This window comes from Johannesbaptistia floridana, assembly GCF_057440575.1.
In genome coordinates this window covers 1-23,520 of sequence record NZ_JALKVM010000046.1, presented here as the reverse complement: position 1 = coordinate 23,520, position 23,520 = coordinate 1, and the positions used below count along the sequence as shown (strand labels likewise).

Annotated in this window: 18 protein-coding genes; 6 read left to right on the top strand and 12 right to left on the bottom strand. The window is 33.5% G+C overall.

What is annotated here, in order from left to right; translation table 11 throughout:
- Nucleotides 1–257: 257 nt before the first annotated feature.
- Together gcvP and MW688_RS03375 are read right to left on the bottom strand one after the other, a co-directional pair.
- Nucleotides 258–3,197: an aminomethyl-transferring glycine dehydrogenase gene (gene gcvP, locus MW688_RS03380; protein ID WP_486734507.1), complete on the bottom strand. Its 2,940-nt coding sequence runs from the start codon at nucleotides 3,195–3,197 to the stop codon at nucleotides 258–260.
- 155 nt (nucleotides 3,198–3,352) lie between these two features.
- The gene (locus tag MW688_RS03375) at nucleotides 3,353–3,643 is read right to left on the bottom strand and encodes a YggT family protein (protein ID WP_486734506.1); all 291 of its coding nucleotides are present in this window, start codon (nucleotides 3,641–3,643) and stop codon (nucleotides 3,353–3,355) included.
- 181 nt (nucleotides 3,644–3,824) lie between these two features.
- Between MW688_RS03375 and psbX the strand changes: the two genes are divergently transcribed.
- The 3 genes from psbX (at nucleotide 3,825) to MW688_RS03360 (ending at nucleotide 5,578) form a co-directional block, all read left to right on the top strand.
- On the top strand, nucleotides 3,825–3,944 hold the full coding sequence (gene psbX, locus MW688_RS03370) for a photosystem II reaction center protein PsbX (RefSeq protein WP_486734504.1): 120 nt from the start codon (nucleotides 3,825–3,827) through the stop codon (nucleotides 3,942–3,944).
- Between the two features lie 201 nt (nucleotides 3,945–4,145).
- A complete protein-coding gene (locus MW688_RS03365) occupies nucleotides 4,146–5,012 on the top strand; it encodes a Ycf66 family protein (protein WP_486734503.1) in 867 nt (288 codons plus the stop codon).
- A 26-nt stretch (nucleotides 5,013–5,038) separates the two neighbouring features.
- Complete coding sequence (locus MW688_RS03360; protein ID WP_486734502.1) at nucleotides 5,039–5,578, top strand: TolB family protein; 540 nt, start codon at nucleotides 5,039–5,041, stop codon at nucleotides 5,576–5,578.
- A gap of 7 nt (nucleotides 5,579–5,585) precedes the next feature.
- Here the strand turns inward: MW688_RS03360 and MW688_RS03355 are convergent, their stop codons facing one another.
- From MW688_RS03355 to MW688_RS03310, 10 genes are read right to left on the bottom strand one after another with little or no spacing between them, the layout of a single operon-like run.
- Complete coding sequence (locus tag MW688_RS03355; RefSeq protein ID WP_486734501.1) at nucleotides 5,586–7,352, bottom strand: OmpA/MotB family protein; 1,767 nt, start codon at nucleotides 7,350–7,352, stop codon at nucleotides 5,586–5,588.
- Entirely contained in the window at nucleotides 7,339–7,701 is a 363-nt protein-coding gene (locus tag MW688_RS03350; protein ID WP_486734500.1) for a hypothetical protein, read from the bottom strand. Before MW688_RS03350 ends, MW688_RS03355 begins: the two co-directional genes overlap by 14 nt.
- A gap of 7 nt (nucleotides 7,702–7,708) precedes the next feature.
- Nucleotides 7,709–8,722, bottom strand: coding sequence for a hypothetical protein (locus tag MW688_RS03345; RefSeq protein ID WP_486734499.1), 1,014 nt, complete (start codon nucleotides 8,720–8,722; stop codon nucleotides 7,709–7,711).
- A 20-nt stretch (nucleotides 8,723–8,742) separates the two neighbouring features.
- Complete coding sequence (locus tag MW688_RS03340) at nucleotides 8,743–10,938, bottom strand: hypothetical protein (protein WP_486734498.1); 2,196 nt, start codon at nucleotides 10,936–10,938, stop codon at nucleotides 8,743–8,745.
- A 2-nt stretch (nucleotides 10,939–10,940) separates the two neighbouring features.
- Nucleotides 10,941–12,671, bottom strand: coding sequence for a hypothetical protein (locus MW688_RS03335; RefSeq protein ID WP_486734497.1), 1,731 nt, complete (start codon nucleotides 12,669–12,671; stop codon nucleotides 10,941–10,943).
- A 51-nt stretch (nucleotides 12,672–12,722) separates the two neighbouring features.
- Nucleotides 12,723–14,573: an ATP-binding protein gene (locus MW688_RS03330; RefSeq protein ID WP_486734496.1), complete on the bottom strand. Its 1,851-nt coding sequence runs from the start codon at nucleotides 14,571–14,573 to the stop codon at nucleotides 12,723–12,725.
- A 29-nt stretch (nucleotides 14,574–14,602) separates the two neighbouring features.
- Nucleotides 14,603–16,399, bottom strand: coding sequence for a hypothetical protein (locus MW688_RS03325; protein WP_486734495.1), 1,797 nt, complete (start codon nucleotides 16,397–16,399; stop codon nucleotides 14,603–14,605).
- A 42-nt stretch (nucleotides 16,400–16,441) separates the two neighbouring features.
- A complete protein-coding gene (locus MW688_RS03320) occupies nucleotides 16,442–17,386 on the bottom strand; it encodes a hypothetical protein (RefSeq protein ID WP_486734494.1) in 945 nt (314 codons plus the stop codon).
- Between the two features lie 22 nt (nucleotides 17,387–17,408).
- Nucleotides 17,409–19,199 (bottom strand): hypothetical protein, encoded by a 1,791-nt coding sequence (locus MW688_RS03315; RefSeq protein ID WP_486734493.1) that lies wholly within the window; start codon nucleotides 19,197–19,199, stop codon nucleotides 17,409–17,411.
- 24 nt (nucleotides 19,200–19,223) lie between these two features.
- Complete coding sequence (locus MW688_RS03310; protein ID WP_486734492.1) at nucleotides 19,224–20,036, bottom strand: hypothetical protein; 813 nt, start codon at nucleotides 20,034–20,036, stop codon at nucleotides 19,224–19,226.
- A 232-nt stretch (nucleotides 20,037–20,268) separates the two neighbouring features.
- On the opposite strand from MW688_RS03310, the gene MW688_RS03305 reads away from it, so the two are divergent.
- The 3 genes from MW688_RS03305 to MW688_RS03295 all read left to right on the top strand — a co-directional run.
- A complete protein-coding gene (locus tag MW688_RS03305) occupies nucleotides 20,269–20,529 on the top strand; it encodes a hypothetical protein (RefSeq protein ID WP_486734491.1) in 261 nt (86 codons plus the stop codon).
- Nucleotides 20,529–21,152, top strand: a complete 624-nt coding sequence (locus tag MW688_RS03300) for a phage tail protein (protein WP_486734490.1) — start codon at nucleotides 20,529–20,531, stop codon at nucleotides 21,150–21,152. The genes MW688_RS03305 and MW688_RS03300 overlap by 1 nt, the downstream gene beginning before the upstream one ends.
- 18 nt (nucleotides 21,153–21,170) lie before the next feature.
- The coding region (locus MW688_RS03295) for a hypothetical protein (RefSeq protein ID WP_486734489.1) at nucleotides 21,171–23,520 on the top strand (2,350 nt) is incomplete at its 3' end.

The following is a 23,520-nucleotide window of genomic DNA, read 5'->3' as shown; positions in this document are numbered from 1 at the left end:
GGAGATAATACAATTAAAACAGCGTGTTTTCATACTAATGTACACCTAAAATACAGATACTTCCTTGTCCACTTTCCCTCCTTGTCTACCTTGTCTTACTTTTACTACAAGCTCTTTGTAAAAAACCTACCCTTGTGAGGATCCCCCCTAACCCCCCTTGAAAAAGGGGGGGAAAGAGCTTTATTTTGATGTCAAACACCATAATGCGTAGGGCTATAACAAGTCCCTAGTTATCTCATGTTCCAATCCAATCTGAATTAAACAGAATAATTCTCCATACCTTCACAAGAACAAACTAAGTTTCTATCACCATAGGCATTATCAATCCGACTCACAGGAGGCCAATACTTAAAATCCCTTGTCCATGGTGCAGGATAAGCTGCCTCTTCCCGAGTATAGGGATGAGTCCAATCACTTTTTAGTAAACTTGCCGCTGTATGAGGGGCATTTTTCAAGAGATTATCTTCGAGATCAACTTTACCTGAGTCAATGGCTGCAACTTCTTGACGGATACTAATCATAGCATCACAGAAGCGATCTAATTCTACCTTGGACTCACTTTCGGTAGGTTCAATCATCATTGTCCCTGCTACTGGCCAAGAAACTGTGGGCGCATGAAAACCATAGTCCATTAAACGCTTAGCTATATCATTTACTTCGATATTGGCTATTTTCTTTAAAGGCCGTAGGTCAATAATACATTCATGGGCAACTAATCCCGATTCTGCTGTAAAGAGAATTGGGTAGTGTTCTTGAAGACGATTAGCCATGTAGTTAGCATTGAGAATAGCTATTTTAGTCGCTTCGGTTAAACCCTCAGGACCCATCATCATGATATACATCCAAGAGATAGTTAAAATACTCGCACTACCCCAAGGTGCGGCGGCGATCGCCCCTATTGATTCAGGATTTTTAGTTTGATTGGGAAATAGTAGTAGAGGGTCTGGTAAATAGGGTTTTAAATGGGCTGCCACTCCAATTGGTCCCATACCTGGACCTCCGCCACCGTGTGGGATACAGAAGGTTTTATGTAAGTTAAGATGACAAACATCTGCACCAAAATCCCCTGGACGACATAATCCTACTTGGGCGTTCATATTTGCCCCATCTAGATACACTTGTCCACCGTGACTATGAATTAAGTCACAAATATCTCTGATACCCGTTTCAAAAACTCCATGAGTTGAAGGATATGTAACCATCAAAGCTGCTAGTTTATTGCTGTGTTTAGCTGCTTTTGATGCTAAATCTTTGACATCTATATTTCCTTGGCGATCGCATTTTACTGCTACCACTTTCATGCCGCACATTACCGCACTTGCCGGGTTTGTACCATGAGCTGATTCTGGAATCAGACACACTGTCCGTTCTGATTCTCCTCTATGGACATGATAGTTACGAATTACTTGTAACCCTGCGTATTCTCCCTGGGACCCGGCGTTAGGTTGTAGAGATATAGCGGCAAATCCGGTAATCTCCGCCAAATATTCTTCCAATTGACTAAATAGTTCCTGATATCCTTCAGCTTGATTCAAGGGCACGTAGGGATGTATTTGCCCAAATTCAGGCCAAGTCACGGGCATCATTTCTGCCGTGGCATTTAGCTTCATGGTACAAGACCCTAGTGGTATCATTGATGAAGTCAGAGATATATCTTTAGATTCTAGCTGATGCAAGTATCTGAGTAACTCTGTTTCTGAGTGATAATTATTAAAAACTAGTTCCGTGAGATATTTACTACTCCGTTTTAAATCTAGAGGAAGTTTAGATGTAGATAGAGATTCTAATTCTTCCATAGTAAAAGGCAAATTACCATCAGCACTAAAAATAGCCAATATATCTAGTAAATCAGCTTTTTTAGTAGTTTCATCCAGACTAATCCCCACTCTTTCTTCAGAAAGATAACGCAAGTTAATTTTATTTGCCTCTGCCTTAGCAATCACACTACTTGCTTTAGTTTCACTTAACTTGACAGTTACAGTATCAAAAAATGATTGAGAAACTAATTCATATCCCAACTTTTCTAAACCAGTGGCCAACATTGCAGTTAAGTCATGGACTTTTTGAGCAATATTTTTAATCCCCTCGGGACCATGGTACACTGCATACATTGAAGCGATTACAGCTAATAAGACCTGGGCTGTACAAATATTACTAGTAGCCTTGTCTCGACGAATATGTTGTTCTCTAGTCTGCAATGCTAAACGTAAAGCTGGGTTTCCATCTTTATCTTTAGATACCCCCACAATTCTTCCGGGGATAGAGCGCTTATAATCTTCTTTAGTCGCTAAATAAGCTGCATGGGGACCACCATAACCCAATGGTACTCCAAAGCGCTGAGTACTTCCTACAGCAATATCAGCTCCCCATTCACCAGGAGGAGTTAGTAATGCTAAACTGAGGATATCTGCTGCTACAGTGACTAAAGCTTCTGCGGTATGTGCTTGTTGAACAAAATTTTGATAATCGTAAATCGTGCCATCAGTAGCGGGATATTGTAGTAAGGCTCCAAAAATTGGTGTTTCCCAATCAAAACTACGATAATCTCCGCTGATTATTTCTATTCCTAAAGGCAAAGCCCTGGTTTTTAGTACTGCAATAGTTTGAGGATGACAATTTTCATCCACAAAATATTGATTAGTTTTTATTTTTGATAAACCATAACTCATCGCCATAGCTTCTGCTGCCGCTGTAGCTTCATCTAGTAATGAAGCATTGGCAATATCAAGTCCCGTTAGACTAATAATCATGGTTTGGAAATTTAGCAAGGCTTCTAATCTGCCTTGGGCAATTTCTGCTTGATAGGGTGTATAGGCTGTATACCAACCGGGATTTTCTAAAATATTTCGTTGAATTACCGGAGGAGTATAGCAGTTGTGATAACCCATGCCAATATAGGAGCGAAAGATTTGGTTTTTACTAGCAATCTTTCTTAAGCTGTTTAAAGCTTGATACTCACTTTGAGCTGTAGGTAAATTAAGCTGTTTATTGAGGCGTATAGATGGAGGTATCGTGGCTTCAATTAATTCATCTAGGCTATTAAATCCTAGACTCTTAAGCATTTCCTCAATTTCTTTTTCATTTGGACCTAGATGACGCTGACGAAAAGATGTATCAGTATCAGTAGCTGAAGAAGATTGATAATTATGGTCTTGGGTATAGAAGTTGTTTTTTGTACTAGAATTAGAAACAATCATGTATTTTATTCTTACTGATGTTACACGAGGTTTTTCGTTTTAATTTGAGCATCAAAAACGTTACAAAATTGATACTTATCTTAATTTTGTAACAAATTATTGAAAGATACTGTCAATTTTAGCAATTTTTTGCTAAGTATCTACAGTTTTTCCCTTTAATTATTTAAAAACAAAGTTAACAACCCCTGTTGTCCCAGCAAAATTTCTCTAATCAGAGTGACGATTCCTACCCAAACAATAGGAGTAATGTCAACTCCTCCTATCGGGGGTATTAGTTTGCGTGTTTGGACTAAAAATGGTTCTGTTGGCCAAGAAACTAGGTTAAATGGTAAACTGTTTAAGTTAACTTGGGGATACCAGGTTAAAACAATGCGGAAAATAAACAAAAAAGTCATTAAAGCTAAAGTCAGGCTGAGTAAAGTTATCCCTAAACTTACAAAGTTCATATTTTCATTAATTTTTATTACATTTACTTGACTATTTTATCATTTTTCCTGTGAATTTAAACACTTTGGAAGTCTGTGAGTTTTGTATTGCCATTGCAGAAAAAAATAATCAGACAAAAAGTGTCAAGCTTATGTAAAAATTGTAAAGAGAAATAAACAAAAGTAAAAGGATTAAAATATCATGACCCCATCTTTAGCAAACTTTTTCTACAGTCTTTTAGCTGGAGCTGTAATTGTAGTAATTCCTGTTACAGTTGGATTGATATTTATCAGTCAAAGAGACAAAATTACTCGCTCATAAATTTTTACTCTTCAATTGTAGTTGTAACTCTCAATTGCAAGAAATTAAAAAGTTGAGTTCCACACCGACCTTGGGTACGGATGTGGGACTTTTACTAAAGAAAGATAAAAGCAAAAGAAGATGATATTTTTTATGATTGGAAGTAAAAGCTATATTAGAGATATATAGAAATATAACAGTTAATCAACACAGAATGTAAAAATGGTAAATTTTGGACTAAACTCAGCAAGTATTTTAGGCATATTTTTAGCAGTAGCAGGAGCTTCCCTGTACTTTGTACGCTCTGTACGACCAGAATTATCAAGAGATCACGATATCTTTTTTGCGGCGGTAGGATTATTATGTGGCTTAATTTTACTGTTCCAAGGATGGCGTCTTGATCCAATTCTACAATTTGGTCAGTTTCTCTTAACTGGTTCTACAATATTTTTTGCTGTAGAAACAATTCGATTGAGAGCGAGTACAACAGAACAAGCTCGCCGTAGTTCTCCTATTGTAGATGAAGAAAGACCAGTTAGTCGAGTGTATCGTGCTGAGTTAGATCAATTAGAAGGCTACGAATCAGAAGAATTAGATGATAGTCGGCAACTGAGGGGTTATGTGGAACGTCCACCTTCTCGCAGGAATCCCTACGAAGAACCAGAACCACCAATATCTAGAAGCAGAAGCCGAAGAGCACCAGATCCTTATGGAACCAAAGAATCTAGTTCTAAACGCCGTACTCGCCCTAGCAGTAGACCAGTAAGTCGTGATCCCTATAATGATCCCTATAATGATGCCTGGGGTGAATCACCAGCTAACTCATTAACACCGAGAAAACCCCAAAACACTCCACCTTCACGGCGTAAATCCAAAACTAGCAAAAAACGCCCACCCAATCCCTATGCAGAATCACCATACAATTATTATGGGAATGAACCAGACAATACTGTAGATGATTATGTTGATTATCAACCAATTGATCAGAGTGAACAATCAGATATAGAGTTAAGAAAGCCTAGTAATCCTAGAGATATTGAACCAAAACCAAGACGTAACCCAGAATCTCCTAGTAATTTTGACTACTAGTAAGATTTCTATGGGGAGGATTATTAATGAAGTTCTCTAATGTCAAATTGTTTTTGGTGGCGATCGCCCTAGCTGGTTTATCTTTGGTTGGTGGTTGTAACTCATCTATTGTTAACCAAGCATTTATGCCTTTAAATAGTCGTTACAATGACCAAGAACCAGCTTTGAGTGGCGATGGCAAGTGGTTAGCTTTTGTCTCTAATCGTAACGGAAAAAACAGCATAATTATTTACAATTTAGAAACAAAAACTATTAGTAATTTACCTGGTTTAGATACTAGGTCGGCGATTTCCCAAAGCCCCAGTCTCAGTTATACTGGTCGCTATATAGTTTATATATCTACTTTCCAGGGAAGACCGGATTTGATTCTCTATGACCGCGCTACCCAATCTTCTCAATTTTTAACTAAGGGTTATCGTAGTTGGTTACGTAACCCTCATATTAGCCCTGATGGGCGCTATATTGTATTTGAAACTGCTCGTAGAGGACAATGGGATATAGAGGTTTTAGATAGAGGTCCCTTTGTGGAGTTAGATTTACCTGAGGGAGCACCTATTCTTAATTAATTATCTATTAATTATCTCGACAAGCTTCCTGATCCGGTATTTCTGAGGGATTTTCCACTAGTTTTAATTCTACACGCCTAGGATTTTGATTTGGGTCTTTAGGAGGCTGCTCAGCGCCGTAACCTATTGCTATTAATTTATCTTTAGGAATATTTTCATATTCTCTTATTAGTCTACATTTGACAGTATAAGCCCTATCTAGGGAAAGACCCAGATTATCTGTAATTTCTTCTCTATAAATACTACGATATGTTGGATATGGAGCTGGATCAGTATGTCCACTTACCTCGTAATACCAGTTATCTTCAGGATTAGTGTCTCTTTGCTTACGAATTTCATTAGCCATTTTTTCTATCTCCTCAAGAGCGGTCTCTCTATCTTGAAGGTTTTCGGAAATAGTCGGTTTTCCTGATTCAAAAGGAACTTGGTAAATTGTAGGTTCTGGTTCTGGTGTTAGATTCTCTGGAGGTGGTTCTGGTTCTGGTTCTGGTTTTTGTGACGGTGTAATTCCTACAATCTCTATAGTCTTATTACTATCATTTGGGTAAAATATGCAGTCTTCATCGGGTTTTATGTCTTCACGGTAAGGAACTAAATTTGCTTCAAGGAACAAACATTGCATTTCTTTTGTGTTCATTATATGTCGAAAAGCTGAACCTGCATCGGTATCATTTTCAGAATCGTGTCTAGTAGCTAAGGCAAAAGTAAGAGGATATTTATTGTCTCTTAGTAGTTGTTGGTCAATCTTATAAGCTGCTTTAGCATAGCAAAAGCTTGAGCCTATCTTTGGTGTAATCTCTTGGTTATCACGAACCCAAATGAGTAACTGTTTTTTGTCCACTGCTAAAGGATAAACCTTACATTCTCCAATGACTTTACTGACTAATCCAAATGATAAACCAACGGTTTTATCTTGCTCCAAGTCATTGGCTATGTTACCAATAAGATCCTTAGTTTCGATACGCACAATACGGTCTTTTAAGTCTTTTCTCGGAATATCTTTTGATGTGCCATCTTCTTCTTGACAAATAAAAATTTCTTTGTTTTCCGAGTTTGGCTGACAAGAAATAACTTTGTCTTCAATTCTCTGACGTATCTCCTCTATATCCATTTCATTAGAATTAACTTGAGAAATCTTTCGGAGAAAAATTTCATAAGCATCTTCATCTGTGGGAAGATAGCGTTGTATGTATACATCATCTTGGAATTTATTTGTGTAATCATTCCATTTAGGAGTCTCTTCAGCAGTATATATCTCCTGAAGTTGTTTTAAACTTAAACCACCGCCAAGAGCTAAGGGTAGATTCTTTTCTGGTTGACGACTGGGGGAAAAGGGGACAAAAACAGCGATCGCATTATAGGCTATAGGACAAATTGTGTATTTATTTTCAGTATCTTCATCTGGATAGTCATCTGGATGAAAAGTGCTAATTAAATAAATATTTGCATTATTAAAAACTTCGGGTTTCGAGATTCTATCCCTATATAAATCATCATTAATAATTTTTTCCAAAGATTTACCATCTTCTATAATAGATCCTGTTGTTAAAAGATAATTTGAAGTGTTGTTTTCAGAGAATTCGAGAGAATTTTGATTTTGATCTGGTGTAATTAAACCATTAGGGGTTGAATAAGAGATTGGAGTTGATATATTCTCCAGTCCTAAACATTTTGAATTGTCAGCACTAGATTGCTCATTTGATTTACAGCTAGTAAGCAAAGCCATACTTAAAACAACAGCAACTAGATAGCCACTAGTCTTACTGTTTATCATTTTTGTCTTTCTCAAATATAACTTTGTATCGCAAAGCAGCATTGTAGCCAAATTGAATAACCATATTGTCTCGTAATATTTCTCCTGTTGAATTTACTTGTTGCATTTCTTGATTGTCTGTTTCATTAAAAAAAATCTTTTTATACGCTACCTGCTGCTTTACCTGCTCAATTTTATAATTTTCATTTTCTTTGATTATTTTGGCAACTTCTTCTTTTCTTTCTTGATATTGACAAAATATGGTTTTTTCTGTAGATTTAGTCAAGTTTATAACTATTTTTTTTTCAAGAAGGCCATCAAGTTCTGGTTGGTCATTTACTAAACTTATACGTTCTAGTGTTATATACATAAATAAATTAATTAGGGATATTATTATCTAATTTTAAAAATATATTTATTTTCTTATTTCTATAGTAGTCTTCTATTCTAATCAATGTTTTTTTATCTGTTTTCAATTGAAAATATTTTTCATCACTAATTTCTTCATCTTGATTTTTGATCACTTGATCATCTATCTTAAGTCTTAATCCTTCCTGCCATTTCCAAAACTTATCATCTGCTGTATCTCTATGCTTATTATTTTTTTGAGTTTCTAGATATAAAATTTCCCCATATCCTAATATAGTAAATATATAGGATTCATCTAGTTTCTCTAATGATTCTAATAAGTCTGGATATCTTTGCTGATTATTTTTAATAATATTTCCCAGATTTTTCAGTAAATTTACTATTGGTTGAGAAGAGTCTAAAAGTTCATTATTGTTAATGATGTGGTTATAAGGATTTTCAGTTCTGTCTTCTTCACAAATCATAACTTGAATTCTCGGTATTTTTATTAGGCAAAAGTTTTCAGCAAAAGGTAATTTCTTATTCTGTGTTGTTAAGCAGATTTCTGAGTTATCTACTTGTGGGTCATTTTCTTGTGGGTCATTTTCTTGTGGGTCATTTTCTTGTGGGTTATTATTTTCTTCCTCTCTTCTTTTTATTGGAGATTCATCTTGGTCTTGCGGAGTCTGGTTTAATTTCTGTTGCTGTTGTAGAGAGTTGATTTGATCCTGATTATGCTCTTTATTATTAGCTAATTCTTTTCGTAGAGAGTCGATTTGATCCTGATTATGCTCTTTATTATTAGCTAATTCTTTTCGTAGTAATACATATATCTTATTGGTGATTGATGTTTTTAGTGCATCCTTTTCTTTTTCTCGTAACAGATGATTTTGGCTATCACTAGAATTTGATAAGGATACTTTTAGCTGAGGCTTGAAGTAATCGTATTCTCCCTGTTTTTGTTCACAGTATGGACAATTGTTATCGTTTAAATTATTATCTAATGGAATCAAGTAGTAATTACATAGTGTGTTGAAGCACATTTTTGGGGTATTCATGATTTTTAGCTGTTGGAGTTGTCGGGTTGAGGCTTGAAGTCTATTAAAGTTTCAATAAGCTTAGAGAAATCGAATATTGCCATAAGTTTTGAATTTTTTGGTTGCGAAATAAAGCGTTTAATATTTTCTTTTAATTTCAATGGATGGTCACGCTTAATATCAATAAACGATAAAAACTCAGGTTCTGTCCGATATAAAGGTGATATGTAATCGTCTACTATATCTTTAAATCTTGCAGGAATTAAGGTATTGATAAGGTATTTATCTGTGTATGTGTATTTATCTGTTAAAATCGTGTTATCATCATCTTGACTAGATGTTTCTTTAACAAAACCTGTATTATACTCTGGGCTTTTCTTTAAAGTTAAGCAAAGGTAAAATCGTGCTATTTTTAAATACAAGTCAAGCAGTTTGTTGAAGGCTTCGTAATCATCTTTTGTTAAATTAAAATCTTCATAATTTATCTTGTCAGTTTCGAGTTTTGTTAATCGGTCTGTTTCGTCATCTAACTGATGCAAAGTCCATTCGTTTCGATTAAACCCTATTTGCGAACATTCATGATCAATTTGAGTAAGAATTTGATCAATATGAGCGCCAATATTAGTATGATTATTTTGATTAGTAGTAACTATTTCTTTTGCTTCTGTTTTGTAGCGTTCAATATCAACTAATTTTTCTTTGATATTTAGTAATTCCTGGACTTTCTTTGCTTTGTCTTCTAAAACATTTTCCCAACGCGCAGTAATCTGTTCAAATTCCTGGACTATATTTCTATTTTTTGTGTCTATATCTCTGTTTACATTATTGACTTTTTCAACTAAATTTTGATTTATTCTCTCTATTTGTCTTCGTATTTGTTGAATGTTTTGTTGATTTTCTGTTTGCCAATCTCCTACTTTTTTTTGAGCGAATTTTTTGATAATTGGTAGTTGCATGAAAACTAGATAAAAAGGAGGTTTTTCAATTCGCCTTTGTAAATTATTCAACTCTTCTTCAATTTGTTGAGGTACATCACTCCTATTCTCATTTAATCTTGTTATGTTAAGGTTATGAAGGTTTTGACCGTCGGCATGATAATGCTTAACTTCTTCTATGATTAACTTATTGAATTCTTGTATAGCTGTTTTTAGAGAGGAACTGTTTTTTATTGATGGTGTATTTAGTTCTTGAAGTTCATTATATATTTCGTTATATACTTCAAAAATCTCATTTCTAATTTTTATTAATTTGTAAGCTTTTTCTATAGACTTAATTTTATTATCTATTTCTCTTGAGAATACTGATTTAAGAAAAATCTTTTTTGCTTCTTCTACAGACCTAATTGTCACTTGAGAATTAGGCTGTATAATCAAGTGGCTGTTAATTTTGTCTAAACAACTATTGAGTAAAAGATAATCATTTTTAGTTATTTTTTCATAGAAAAAATAATCATATATATATATAGCAAGCATGTGCCTATAGTAATGCAACGGTTGAATGTGTTTATAATATGTCCATTGATCTCGACTGTTTTGATTGTATTGAGTTTGACTTTCTTCTGGAGGATCATCATCATTGAAATCATTTGAATTAGTTTGAGAATCACTTACTAAGAAATAATTATCATTAGAATCATCTGAATTGTTAACCTGTGTATCAGCTTGAGGGTAGTTGTTGACTACTGGAGGATTAGCAACTGAATCATCAACTGAATCATCACTAGACGGCCTATGATGCTCAATAGTTACAATTTTCTCGATTGCGTTTACATCAGTAACTTTGTAAAGTTGAGGTTTAATTTCGGGAGCTTCTCCTAGTCTTCGTCTTACCAGCCAATCATTCTCTTCTATCTCTATCCCACTATCAACAAAACTATATCTATATTGATTATTTGATAAATATCGTAGCTTAATATCTAAGTCCATCCCTGTAAGGTATTTTGGCAAATATGCTGAATTTCCACGAGCACCAAAAGTAATACTGTTTTTGTTTAACAATATTCTTTCATATTCTTCTTTTTTTCTATATTTAGATACTTTATGTTTAATAGGATTATCCCGTTCCTCTTGCTGCATATCTATAAAATTGGGATCAAATTCAGCAAAATAATTATAATCTTTTGGATATCTATCGTCACTAATACGCTTAATTTGATCTAGAAACTTGCAACAAAACCAAATTCCATTAACTAAAGACTGATGAAAATTTTGTGCTCTATTCATAGTTAGTCCTCCATGAAGCTAAATTTAATTTTTTCTAATTCTTCTTGAAAAGTAGTTCTATCCATTTTTGGTTGAGGAAGATGCTGTTTTTTTCCTGAGGTGATAATATTAGTTTCTGGAAAATTCTTGGCTTTTTGCTTCATATCGTTATCAACTAGTATGGTTTCTGCTCCCATTTTCGTTGTGATTTTTTCAAGATCCTGTCTTAGCAGACTAACAGGGGAGGAATATTTAAATTGTTTATTTTTTAGCTGAAATTGATCTGGATCCTGAGATTGAGGGGACTTCAAAAATTCTTCTTTTTTCCTAATTGATTGATTACAATAAGTATCAGGAGCATTATACAACATGCACTTGAGTATAATTTTGACAATATCTGGATGAGCATAGTTGTTATAGTTATCTTTGAAATGCTGGTAAATTAAACTTAAAGATTGATTTGGAGATTGACTATTCGTAAATTGTTTATAGTCTTCAATCATTTCTGCAACTGGACGATAATTTTTTGAGTCTGGATCTTGTGTTTCAAAACCAGAGCCTTTGAGATTGTTATAAAATGTTTCAGGAGGAGCACCTCCTGTGATTAAGTCATAAAGCAAGGCTCCCATTCCATACATATCTGTTGCTATGCCTGGTTTTTTATAAAATTTAGCTAAAAAGGTTTCGTTTTCATTTTGTGTAAACTGTTCTGGTAAGCCATTGGTTTCTTCGTAAAATTGAATTTTATTGTGGTTGACTGTAGTACTTAGTTGATGATTATCTTGTTCTTTTGTTTTTATACTATATACTCTATCTAGTTCAATATTCCAGCGTTGTTGTCCATTATTTGTTACTAATTCTGGATCTTTACCTATAAAAGCTAAATGTTTTGTACTAGGAAACTGTAAAAAATCTCCTTTTTTTAGGATACCAGTTTCAATAAGCTTTAAATCATCTATGATTAAGCTCTTCCCATCTCGACCAATTTTCACATCACTTTCGTTAAACATATTAATTTGTTCGGGAGAGCGAAAATGAATTGTTCCTTTAGATAAAATATTTTCATTGACTGATTTACTATCGGGACTGATAAAATACTGAGGTATAGGTTTTTCTTTCGTGAATGTATCTAAAAATCCTAAATCACCAATAACTATTTTTGAATTGTCTACATTTACAGGATCAAGCTTAACAAAAATATTAGCTGGTTTAAGGTCTAAATGAAGACACTCACTTCTATGTAGATTAATTAAACCTCCAATTATTGATTGAATAATTGGAATGATGTGAGTAATCCTAGTGGCCATGTCTGCATTTTTCAGATTATCATATCCGTGGGCTTGTAAGCAATCTTTGAGGGTTTTGTCAAATTCTTCTGATATGTAAGCATAATTAGATATACCTAATCTATACCCTTCTAATTCAGAAGTATCATTTTCTGTTAAAAATTTATCAGTACCTCCACCAAGAATTAAAACTCCTGTGGGGTTTGTAGTTCCGGTTGAGCAAATAACCTTTTCAGTATAGGTCATTTCATCTGAAAAACGTTCTTCTATCCCATTAACATTTTCATATAATATTTTGAGAGCAAAATTAATTATTTCATTTCCTATTGCTTTTGCTTTTAAAACAATACCATTATTACCATCCCCTAGTTTAATAAATTTATTATTTTCATTTTTGACTAGCCTATAAGTTGTTGGCTCCTTTTGGCGCTTCCCAGTTTTTTCAAATTCGTATATTTTAAATTCCATAAAATTAAGTCCTTCAATTATTGATAATTTTTATTAATTACTTAACTTTCTCTACTTTTCTCTCACCACCCAATCTTGAATTTGTTCTTCTCTTAAGTATTTCTCTAGTCTATGATATTCATTACGAGTTGCCTGTAAAATATGTTTCATCTGAATTTTTTCTCTTTGTTGAGCGGCAAAAAAAGCAGCATTGAGGGCAATATTGCGAATATTTCCTCCTGTAAGATTTAATCGGGCTAATTTTTGCCAGTTGAGGTTGTGAATAGAATGAGAAACGGGGAACATGGTTTGCCAAATTTTCACTCTCTGGCTGGAGTCAGGAAGGGGAAACTCTACAAGAAAACGAATACGTCTTAAGAAAGCTGAGTCAACGGCTTGTTTCAGATTAGAGGTAAGAATCGCTAATCCTTGGTAGGCTTCAATACGCTGTAAGAGGTAACTAACTTCTTGATTGGCGTAACGGTCATGACTATCTTTGACTTCAGAACGCTTACCAAATAAAGCGTCGGCTTCATCAAATAGTAGTACTATACCACCTTTTTCTGCTTCGGCAAAGATTTGAGCCAGATTTTTTTGGGTTTCTCCAATATATTTACTAATTACTAAACTTAAGTCAATTCGACAAAGGTCTAATTTTAGTTCGTTAGCTAATACTTCGGCTGCCATGGTTTTACCTGTGCCACTAGCACCAGAAAAGAGGGCTGTAATCCCTAAACCTCGTTGATTTTTGCTTCCTAAACCCCATTCGTAATATACTTGGGTTCTATACTCCATCTGGTTTTTTATTTGGCTAAGAGTTTCTTTGATTGATGGAGGTAAAATTAAATCATCATTGGTGACGTTAGTATTGATTATTTGAGCTAAACCGCCTAATTGATGTTGAGATTGACGGCGACAAATTTCCCACAGTTCTTCATCTGAGGAATTATGACTAAATTGTTGGCTAATTAGTTCAATCTCAGGTGTACTAAAGCTGTAATGGCTGACAATTTTCTCAATTTGGGTGTTAGTTTCTAAATTTTCTATTTGTCCTAAACTTGTCTGCCATTGTTGTTTTTGTTCTGATTGAGTGGGAAAAGGGACTTGAAATCGGTAAAAATTACCTAGTGGTTGGGCTTTAGGTGTAGATAGGATAACCGGAAAGTCGATGGTAGATAACCAGTGGTTGATTATTTCATTACTGGCTATTGCTTCTGGATTTAAGTCATAATTCTCTAACAATAAAACTTGGTTTCTCAGAATCGCCTCCCGAGATAGTAAACATTTGAGTAGGGCTAATTCTTGGGTTTGAGTTGGTAGTTGAGATGTGGATAGAGAGACTAGGGGAGAATTGGGACATATAGCTTGGGCGATCGCCCGATTAGTTATTTTTTCTTGACTATATAGTTGAATATTTTTAAAAGTTGGGAACAAGTCCCTTACTTTTGCTGCTAATTGTTGATGAGATGCTGTTAGGGGTAACACTGTTTCCACAGATGTTACCAATTCTTGTAAACGTACATCCAAGCAATCTTGACCAAGTAAAAAAAATAAAATTCTTTCATCAAGACCCAAAGGACTATTAATCAAAGTATCACCCGGCTTAATTTCAATAAAACGCCATTTTCTTAGAGTTGCTGAGGGTAAAAGATATTGCCAATTAAAGGCCGCAGGAGATAACCGCAACCCTAGGCTAAAAGTTGGATACCGATGCAAGTTTTCTCCCTGTAATTGTGCTAAAAGATAGGGCCAACTATTTTTTATCTCCATTCCCGCACACAGGACCAATAGGTTACATTCAAATTTGGATAGGTGAAAAAGTTTGGCTAACTTGTCCAAACCTATAAGTACTTGATGTATTTGTCCAAATTCCTGATTAAACTCAGAGATGAGTTGATTTTGACTATTTTGAGAGTCATTCATATCCTATGGTAGAAAGAATTTAATTATATTTACTCTGATTCTGTATTTTCTGGCACTGTTTCAGTATTTTCATCATTGTCTTCTGGTTCAATTATCTTTTCTTCTGGCTCAAAAGTGATTCTATATTGACTTAAGCGATCGCGTACTTCTTCTCTAGCATTTTCAGAACCTTCTAAGCCAACTTGAGTAACTCGTTGACTTAATTCAAAAGAAGAAAAGTAATTAAATTGTTGGGAATCTTTTGAGGAGGATTGCAGTGATTGACGTTCTAAGCCTTCTTCCTTTTTCCATACCTTAACAATATGACAATTAGTTGTAATATGCAAATCCAGAGTAACTGTGTCTCCTGGAGTATAAATAACAGGTTCATTTGATGGTATGTTACCCGATTTGCCGTTACTAAGTAGATATGTGAAACTTACCTGAGGAGGTTCACGAATTTGTTCTGCCTGAATTTCATTAGTTTTTTGCGGAAGCTTTCCACCATTAACAGTGTCTATAGTATCAGCAGTTATTTCAAATATGTACTTAAGTTCACCACAGCTAGTTGATTTTTCTATGGGAAATTCATCTTGGTAATATGATTCCTGATAAATTGTCTCTAGATTATCCTTCGTAAAACTTGGATAAGTTTTTACTGGGGTATCATTAATCATCTGAGTAATAGTTATTTTTTCTACTAACTCAGGTTGTTCTAGTTTAAATTTAACTAAGAAGTTATTATCATCATTTTTTTCTAGAGAATTGTCATCAACAATAATTTTCACAGGTTTAACCCTTGTAACTGTCAATTCATCTGTAGTTATTAATTGTTTTTTCCACCAGGTATTTTGTTCAATTGCTAAAATCAATTTATGTTTGCCGGGATTATTTAATTCTTGATTGATTTTCTCATTTAATTCCTCATTTATTTCAAGAGGATAGCGATAACAGGTCATTTTTGCTTTTCCTTGTCTTTTGGGATCGCAATCTAATTTGAATTCACTTTTTGTTGTTTCTGAGTCAAATAGTGTCGCTTTTAAATCTTCTACTACTAAATCTTTGCTTTCTGTATCTTCTTCCTCATCGCTACTTGGAATATATTTAAGTTCGGCAGCGGTTATAGATTTTTGGGATTTTTCTAGTAAGTCAATATCTAAATATAATTTAATGGGAACATTGCGCAAGACTTGATCCTTATATTTCTCACTAGGAATATTTGCTAACCTAATATTAACTTGCGGTTGCAGTGATTTTGCATAAGCTTGATAACCCAAGTAACCGCATAATCCAGCTAGGATTATAATTAATAGCATTAGTAGAAGTAAAGAAATTTTTTGCATTTTAGATATACTTTTTTTCAAGAGAAAGTGTAAAAGTAGCTTGTTTTTTCCTTTCTTGTCCTTGATTACTTTATTCTCTGAATCTAATATGGATAAATTAGACTCAAAACAAAGTGTTATGCGGCGATTCCGCCAAAATGGCTTTCGTAAAAAAAAGCAGATTCGAGAAAATGGTTTAGACCAGAAAGATGGAGGTTTTTTGAGTGATACTTGTATAGTATATCTCCTAGATTTATTACGAATTAATTCTTGATCATGAAATTCTAATATATGTGAATCCTCGGGTTTTGGATTATCTCTCTTAATCTTCTGATTGTTTTCTATAATTTCTATATTCAAATATTTTTTATATTTTTTATATTTTTCAGTATTATCAGTATTATCAGGAGCAACAATCTTAACATAAATATGAACAGGTTGACGTTCTTTTGTTGTGTTATTAACGTTTAAATAAAATGTTTTTATTTCGTTGGATAATTTATCTGGTGAACTGTGATTATTCATAATAAATATTCTTATAAATTTTGCGCGTTGCTCAAAAAATAATCAAACTACTTCTATATCTATAAAATGTTTTTCGGATTGCTCTTCATTTTGATTTCTATCGTATGTCACTTTTAGCTTTATTTGATATATATCTGCGTCTGTGTATTTTGATACCTTGACAAATAATTTAACTGGGATTTCTTTATTACTGCTATTTTCATTTAGTTTAAGAGTATTATCATTATTTAAATCATCAATTTTTGTGGTAACAAGTGTTGCATTATCTTCGTTTATACAGATAACTTCAGTTTCTATATGGAAGTGGCGCACTATAGAATCGGCAGGATTTTCTATGATAATCTGAGCAATTTCTATGTATTCTCTGTCTTTTTCTTCTTCAATTGAATCAATTTTTATTTGTTTTATTTTTTTCCCTATGTTTTCACTGTCATTAGCAGTTGTTTCTTCTTTTCCTTCTGTAAAGTTATTGAATTTTGGTTCAAAAGTCCATTGATTTTCTCCTTTTCGCTGAAGGTCTTCTCCAATTAGATATATCTTCGGTCTAAATTTGCTTTGTTTATCTACAACTGTAAATTCATGAACTTCCTCACTCCTCCAGATACTGGTTCCATTTTGCTGAAATTCAAAAATAATTTTATACTCATACTTTTCTAGCGTGGTAAATTCTTTAAAGGCAATTCCTACTACCTTAATTTTATTAAGATTAACCAGATATAATTGTTTTTTGTATTGTTTTCTATCAGCGAAAAATGAGATAAATTCCTTGTTTTTATTGGGAGTAAACCAATAACCTTGATTATATATTATATCTTGATTATCTTTAGAGCTATAAATTTCTATTATTAAGCTTATATCATCTTGATATTTTCTAAGCTCATTAATTTTACTAGGTTCTACCAAGATTTCATAGCTTTGTTTTTCGTTAATATTTACATTTTGTTGGAGTGGAGGCTGAAATGTTATCCCAGTTCTATTATCATACATTGTCTTGACTTTTTTCGTTTCATTAAGAATCTGTAACTTTATATTTTACTAATCGAACATGACCATCTTGACCTCCTACAGCGATGTATAAGGTATCATTAATATATTTGACATCAAGAGCGTAAATACTAGTAGGAATAGGTTTATCAGTTATTTTTGTATATTTTGAACTTTGATATTTTGATTCATCAAAATTAATTCTCCATAAGTGTAAATGACCTTGGATATCACCAACTACCAAGTAATAAATATTGTCATTATTGTCATGCTTTTCTAATTTACTGGCGTAAACGGGTTTTTTGAGTTCTTCAGTATCTTCTTGTTGACGTTCAATCTCTAGTTCGTTATTCTTCTCTTTGTTAATATCTAATGTATTAAATGTAATGTATCCTCGGTCATCAATAACTATTAAAAGGTCGTTAGCAACATGTAAGCCAGAAATATATCGATTTTTGGAACCACTACGCTTTCTTTCATCTTTGTAAAAAATTTCTTGAGGTTTTTGGATAATTCCTGCTTCTGTGTTTAATTCAGCAGACCAAAGGCGATTATATCGACCTGCTAATATCAGTTTAGTTATATTATCATTTCCCTCTGGAGTAAAAGTAGCTATACTTTGAGTAGCAACAAATTTTTCTATTTTTTGTATTGAGTTTTCTTCTGATTCAAATTCATACTCTTGCCAAATCCATGAATTCTCATTATTCTCTTGATCTCGAATATACCAAACTTTAACTCCTTCATCGTGACCAGTGATGAGAAAGGGGTTTTTAGAACCATTTGATATTTCTGGTTGCAATATGCTCAAAATACGACCACGACCCCTAAAATCGAGGCTTTGTTGTTCTAATTCACATACTTTTTTTTCTTCTTTCTCTTTTCTTTTTTCGGTTAGTCTTCTAAACTCGACTTGTTCTTCTGCTTGTAGTCCTACAGCGAGGGCTATTCTAGTATCACAGTAGTTTTCATCTATTTGATTCATATACTGTAACAGTGAAATTGAATCATCACTACCAGCTTTTATATCTATATCTTCCTCTTTGTAATTGCAATATTCATACCCTCCTTTTTGACTGCACAAACGTAGCCCTTGATACCAATTTGAATCTAATTTGACTATCCACTTAGTGACTTGACCATCATCGGAAGCACTATATATTTCGGCTTTTTTATCATCAAGCAAATTTGTCATAGCGATCGCATTTACGGGACCTGCATGTTTTGGTTTATATCGTGGCCAAAATAAATAGGCAAGTCCGAGTAAACCAAATACAATTAGGAAAATTAAAATAAATAGTAATCTACTCAGACCAATTGTTCCTGGGTGAGTTAGTATATAATAATGTCTTTGATTCCTGCTGTTTAACAATACAAGAGGAAGTATATATTCTTCTTGTTGACTTTGATAATCTTCTCGGTTTATGCCATAAGTAGTATAATCTGTTTGTTCTAACTCTTTAATTTTTTTTAGTTCGTTAAGCTTTATCTTTCCTGTTATTTCACCTTTGATTACAAATCCTAATTCTTCTTCATCATCTGCTTCATATTCTTTTATACCTATGCAATAATAGTATTTTCTTTCTTGATTTTCTTCTAACTCTTTTTTTCTTGGTTTTAAAAATATTGTGCCAATTCTTTCTGTATCTCTATTTTCATAAACATCATTCTTAGCAGAAATTTTTTTATTATCAATATACTTGCTCTCAATACATATATTCGGGCAATTCCATGTTTTACTGTCAATTCTTATTTTATAATCACCAGTGAATCTATCAAGTTTTTCTATTTTTATAGGTTTTTCTTCTTTACTCATTTTCAATATTTGTTATCACATAAATTATTCTATCCATATAGGAATTTCGATTTCTTTATCTATAGAATGAATTACTGTTTCTCCACATTTTAGCTTAAAGCTAATTTCTGTTTTACCAAATTCAGCCGTACTATTAAAATTTATTGTTAAAGCTTCTAATTGTAATTCATTTTTATTTTTATTTATACTTATATTTGATTTGAGATTGAATATATTTGTTGGCTTTCCTTCATTAATAAATGTTGGAACATGCTTAGTATTTTTATCATTTTCTACAGTTAGAAGTAAGTTACTAAATTTTATTTTTTCTTGTGGATCTCTTTTTATCTTGACATCAACTTGACAATTATGTTCATTTTTATCAATGGTTCCCAAATTTACTTCTGCAATTTTTAGAGGTATTTCACTAAAATCTACATGAAAACTCTTATTGATTTTATAAATTTTACTTGTATTGCCTGAATAAAAACGTAAAAATACATAAAAAGTAATATTGCCTTGGCTTTGTGGACAATTAAAAATTGTCACCTTAAAATAATCGTTGCATAATACAACAATATCTCTAGATTCAGGGGATTTACTATACCATTTTTTTTCATTATATGCTTTCAAATCGCTATCATTGTTAATCTTGTTAGCTTCAGAATCACCAATCAAAAAAAGCTCGACTTGAGAATGAGAAGTATCTCGCGGCCACTCATTGATTTTAATAAAAAAACTTTTACCCTCAGTACAAGGTTTAACATTAAATTTATAATCTTCTGAACTAAAATATCGATTGCAATCCTCATCATGAAAAATATCGACTTCCTTCCCACAAGAAATAATATCCACCATATAATTAATCTGTAAGATAGCATTAAGACAAATCTATAAATCGATCATAATATATTGAGCGGGGATAAAACTAGACTAAGGTCTAGTTTTATCCCTAGAGAAACTTTTGTATGATAGTAAACCTATTCACAAAGCAGATGGATATAACTATGCAACATAATAATGGTCCCTCATTTCCTCTCATCGCTAACCTGATGAGAGGTTTAGCGAGAGTCTCCATGAGGGCGGAAAGATGACTTCTTCACCCGGGAAATATCCTTCAGATCCTTATTCAATACCGATAAAAACTACAGTATCATCTTCAGGTTATTCTCTGCCGATAGAATTACGTCTAGACAGAAATCCAGATTCTCAACAAATAATGGCTTACGCGGCTAAAGTATTAAAGGATCCTTTGTTGATTAGAGAATTAACCGATTATGTTTATCAACTGTTGCGGGAGGATTTATACCTTCAAAAGGAACAAACACAAGGTTATGGAAAAAATAGATAATGGTACAAAGTAATACGGGAAATGGGAAAAAAGATTCACTAACTATTCATCAATTAAACTATGTAACAGCGAATCGATTTTATATAGAAATCGAGAACCAAATTACAGCATGTTTTAGTGAATGTTCTGGTTTAGGGGTAACCATAGATAAAGAAATATATTTAGAAGGAGGAGTTAATAGTCAACAACGAGTATTCCCAGGACATGCTAAATATTCGGATGTAGTACTAAAGCGTGGTATTACTGATGATCAAGAGTTTTGGAATTGGATTAATTACGTACTAAATGCAGAAAGAGGACCCACAATTGATATAGGTAAAAAGAAAAAAGAAAAAATAGACAATAATCAAAAAGCTGTCAATAATTTAGGACCCCAAACAAGACGAGATGTAAATATTATGGTTTACAATCAAGCGGGAGAAAGAATGCAAAGTTGGCTTATTATTGGTGCTATACCTGTACAATGGAAAGCACCTAGCTTACAAGCTAACGCTAATGTAGTGGCGATAGAAGAGTTAACTTTAGCTTACGAAAGAATTAAGATTTATGGTCCAGAGAGAGGAGTTATTTCAGAAAATAAATATCAACCTCGATATAGAGATGAATTAGGATTTTTTGGATAAGTTTAACAGGAGAAACTGATGACATTGCCTACTGATTCAAGTAAATTTCTTGGGCATTTTTATCCTATTTTACCTTTATATCCTTTGGGAAAAGAAAGAATCTCTCCTAAGAAACTAATTGTACCATCGGCTGCATATCCTTTGAATAATGTAGAAGGAGTTAAGGTAGTCAATCAGGAGAATACCTTTGAGAGGAATCCTTTTGCTGCATATCCTTTTACTTCTGTGGAAACAATACCCTACAGGGAAAAAACTACTCCAAAAATTAGAGAATCACAAGGAATCGCATCATCTGATATATCTACATCAGACTCAGACACAGTCATTTCCCCTTCTAGAGATTTACAGGTAACGCCACCAGACACAGAAATAGATACTTCTGCAAATCAAATAGATGTAGAAAATATATCTATATCTGACTTAGATACAATTATTTCTCCTTATGGAGATTCCCAAATAAGGCCACCAGACACAGAAATAGATACTTCTGCAAATCAGATAAAAGATGAAGATATATCTACATCAGACTCAGACACAATCATTTCCCCTTCTAGAGATTTACAGGTAACGCCACCAGACACAGAAATAGATACTTTTACAACTCAGATAGATACAGAAGATATATCTACATCAGACTCAGAAACAATTATTTCCCCTTATGGAGATTCACAGATAACGCCACCAGAGACAGAAATGGATACTTCTGCAACTCAGAATGAAGATGAGGCGATCGCACCATCTGATATATCTACATCTACTCCAGACACAATTATTTCCCCTTCTAGAGATTCCCAAATAACGCCACTAGAAACAGAAATAGATACTTCTACAAATCAGATAAAAGATGAAGATATATCTACATCAGACTCAGACACAATCATTTCCCCTTCTAGAGATTTACAGGTAACGCCACCAGAAACAGAAATAGATACTTTTACAAATCAAATAGATGTAGAAAATATATCTACATCAGACTCAGAAACAATTATTTCCCCTTATGGAGATTCACAGATAACGCCACCAGAGACAGAAATGGATACTTCTGCAACTCAGAATGAAGATGAGGCGATCGCACCATCTGATATATCTACATCTACTCCAGACACAATTATTTCCCCTTCTAGAGATTTACAGGTAACGCCACCAGAAACAGAAATAGATACTTTTACAAATCAAATAGATGTAGAAAATATCTCCATATCTGACTCAGACACAATTATTTCTCCTTATGGAGATTTACAGGTAACGCCACCAGAAACAGAAATGGATACTTCTGCAAATCAGATAAAAGATGAAGATATATCTACATCAGACTCAGAAACAATTATTTCCCCTTCTAGAGATTCACAAATAACGCCACCAGAAACAGAAATAGATACTTCTGCAAATCAGATAAAAGATGAAGATATATCTACATCAGACTCAGAAACAATTATTTCCCCTTCTAGAGATTTACAGGTAACGCCACCAGAAACAGAAATAGATACTTTTACAAATCAAATAGATGTAGAAAATATCTCCATATCTGACTCAGAGACAATTATTTCTCCTTCTAGAGATTTACAGGTAACGCCACCAGAAACAGAAATGGATACTTCTACATCTCAGATGGATACAGAAGATATATCTACATCAGACTCAGAAACCATTATTTCCCCTTCTAGAGATTCACAGATAACGCCACCAGAAACAGAAATAGATACTTCTACAACTCAGAATGAAGATGAGGCGATCGCACCACCTAGTATCTCTACATCAGACTCAGAAACCATTATTTCCCCTTCTAGAGATTCACAGATAACGCCACCAGAAACAGAAATAGATACTTCTACAACTCAGAATGAAGATGAGGCGATCGCACCACCTAGTATCTCTACATCAGACTCAGAAACCATTATTTCCCCTTCTAGAGATTCACAAATAACACCATTAGAAAGAGAAATTGATATTTCTACAACTTTCAATAAGGAAGAAGTAAATGAGTCTTCTGTTTCTTTCCCAGAGAATTATTCTTCCGAAACTCCCAGATTAGAGTTAGATAATGTCTCCAATCAATCTAAAACAGAAGCGATTGCACCTTTGAGTATATCTATTTCTAACACAGAAACAATAATTTCTCGTTTTATAGCTTCAGATATAATTCCTAGAAACATTAATATTCCTCAAAAAACTATGATCGGAGATGTAGCTAAATCTTCTTTTTCAAAATTGGCGAATTCTTCCCCAAAAATCCCTTCATCTTCAGACAGATTAAATCAATCTGAAAGTAACGCGATCGCACCAGAAAATATATCTAATTTAATCTCAGAGACTGTAGGAGAATTTAATCCTGAGGCGATCGCATCTGAAACAATTCCTAATCTAATTT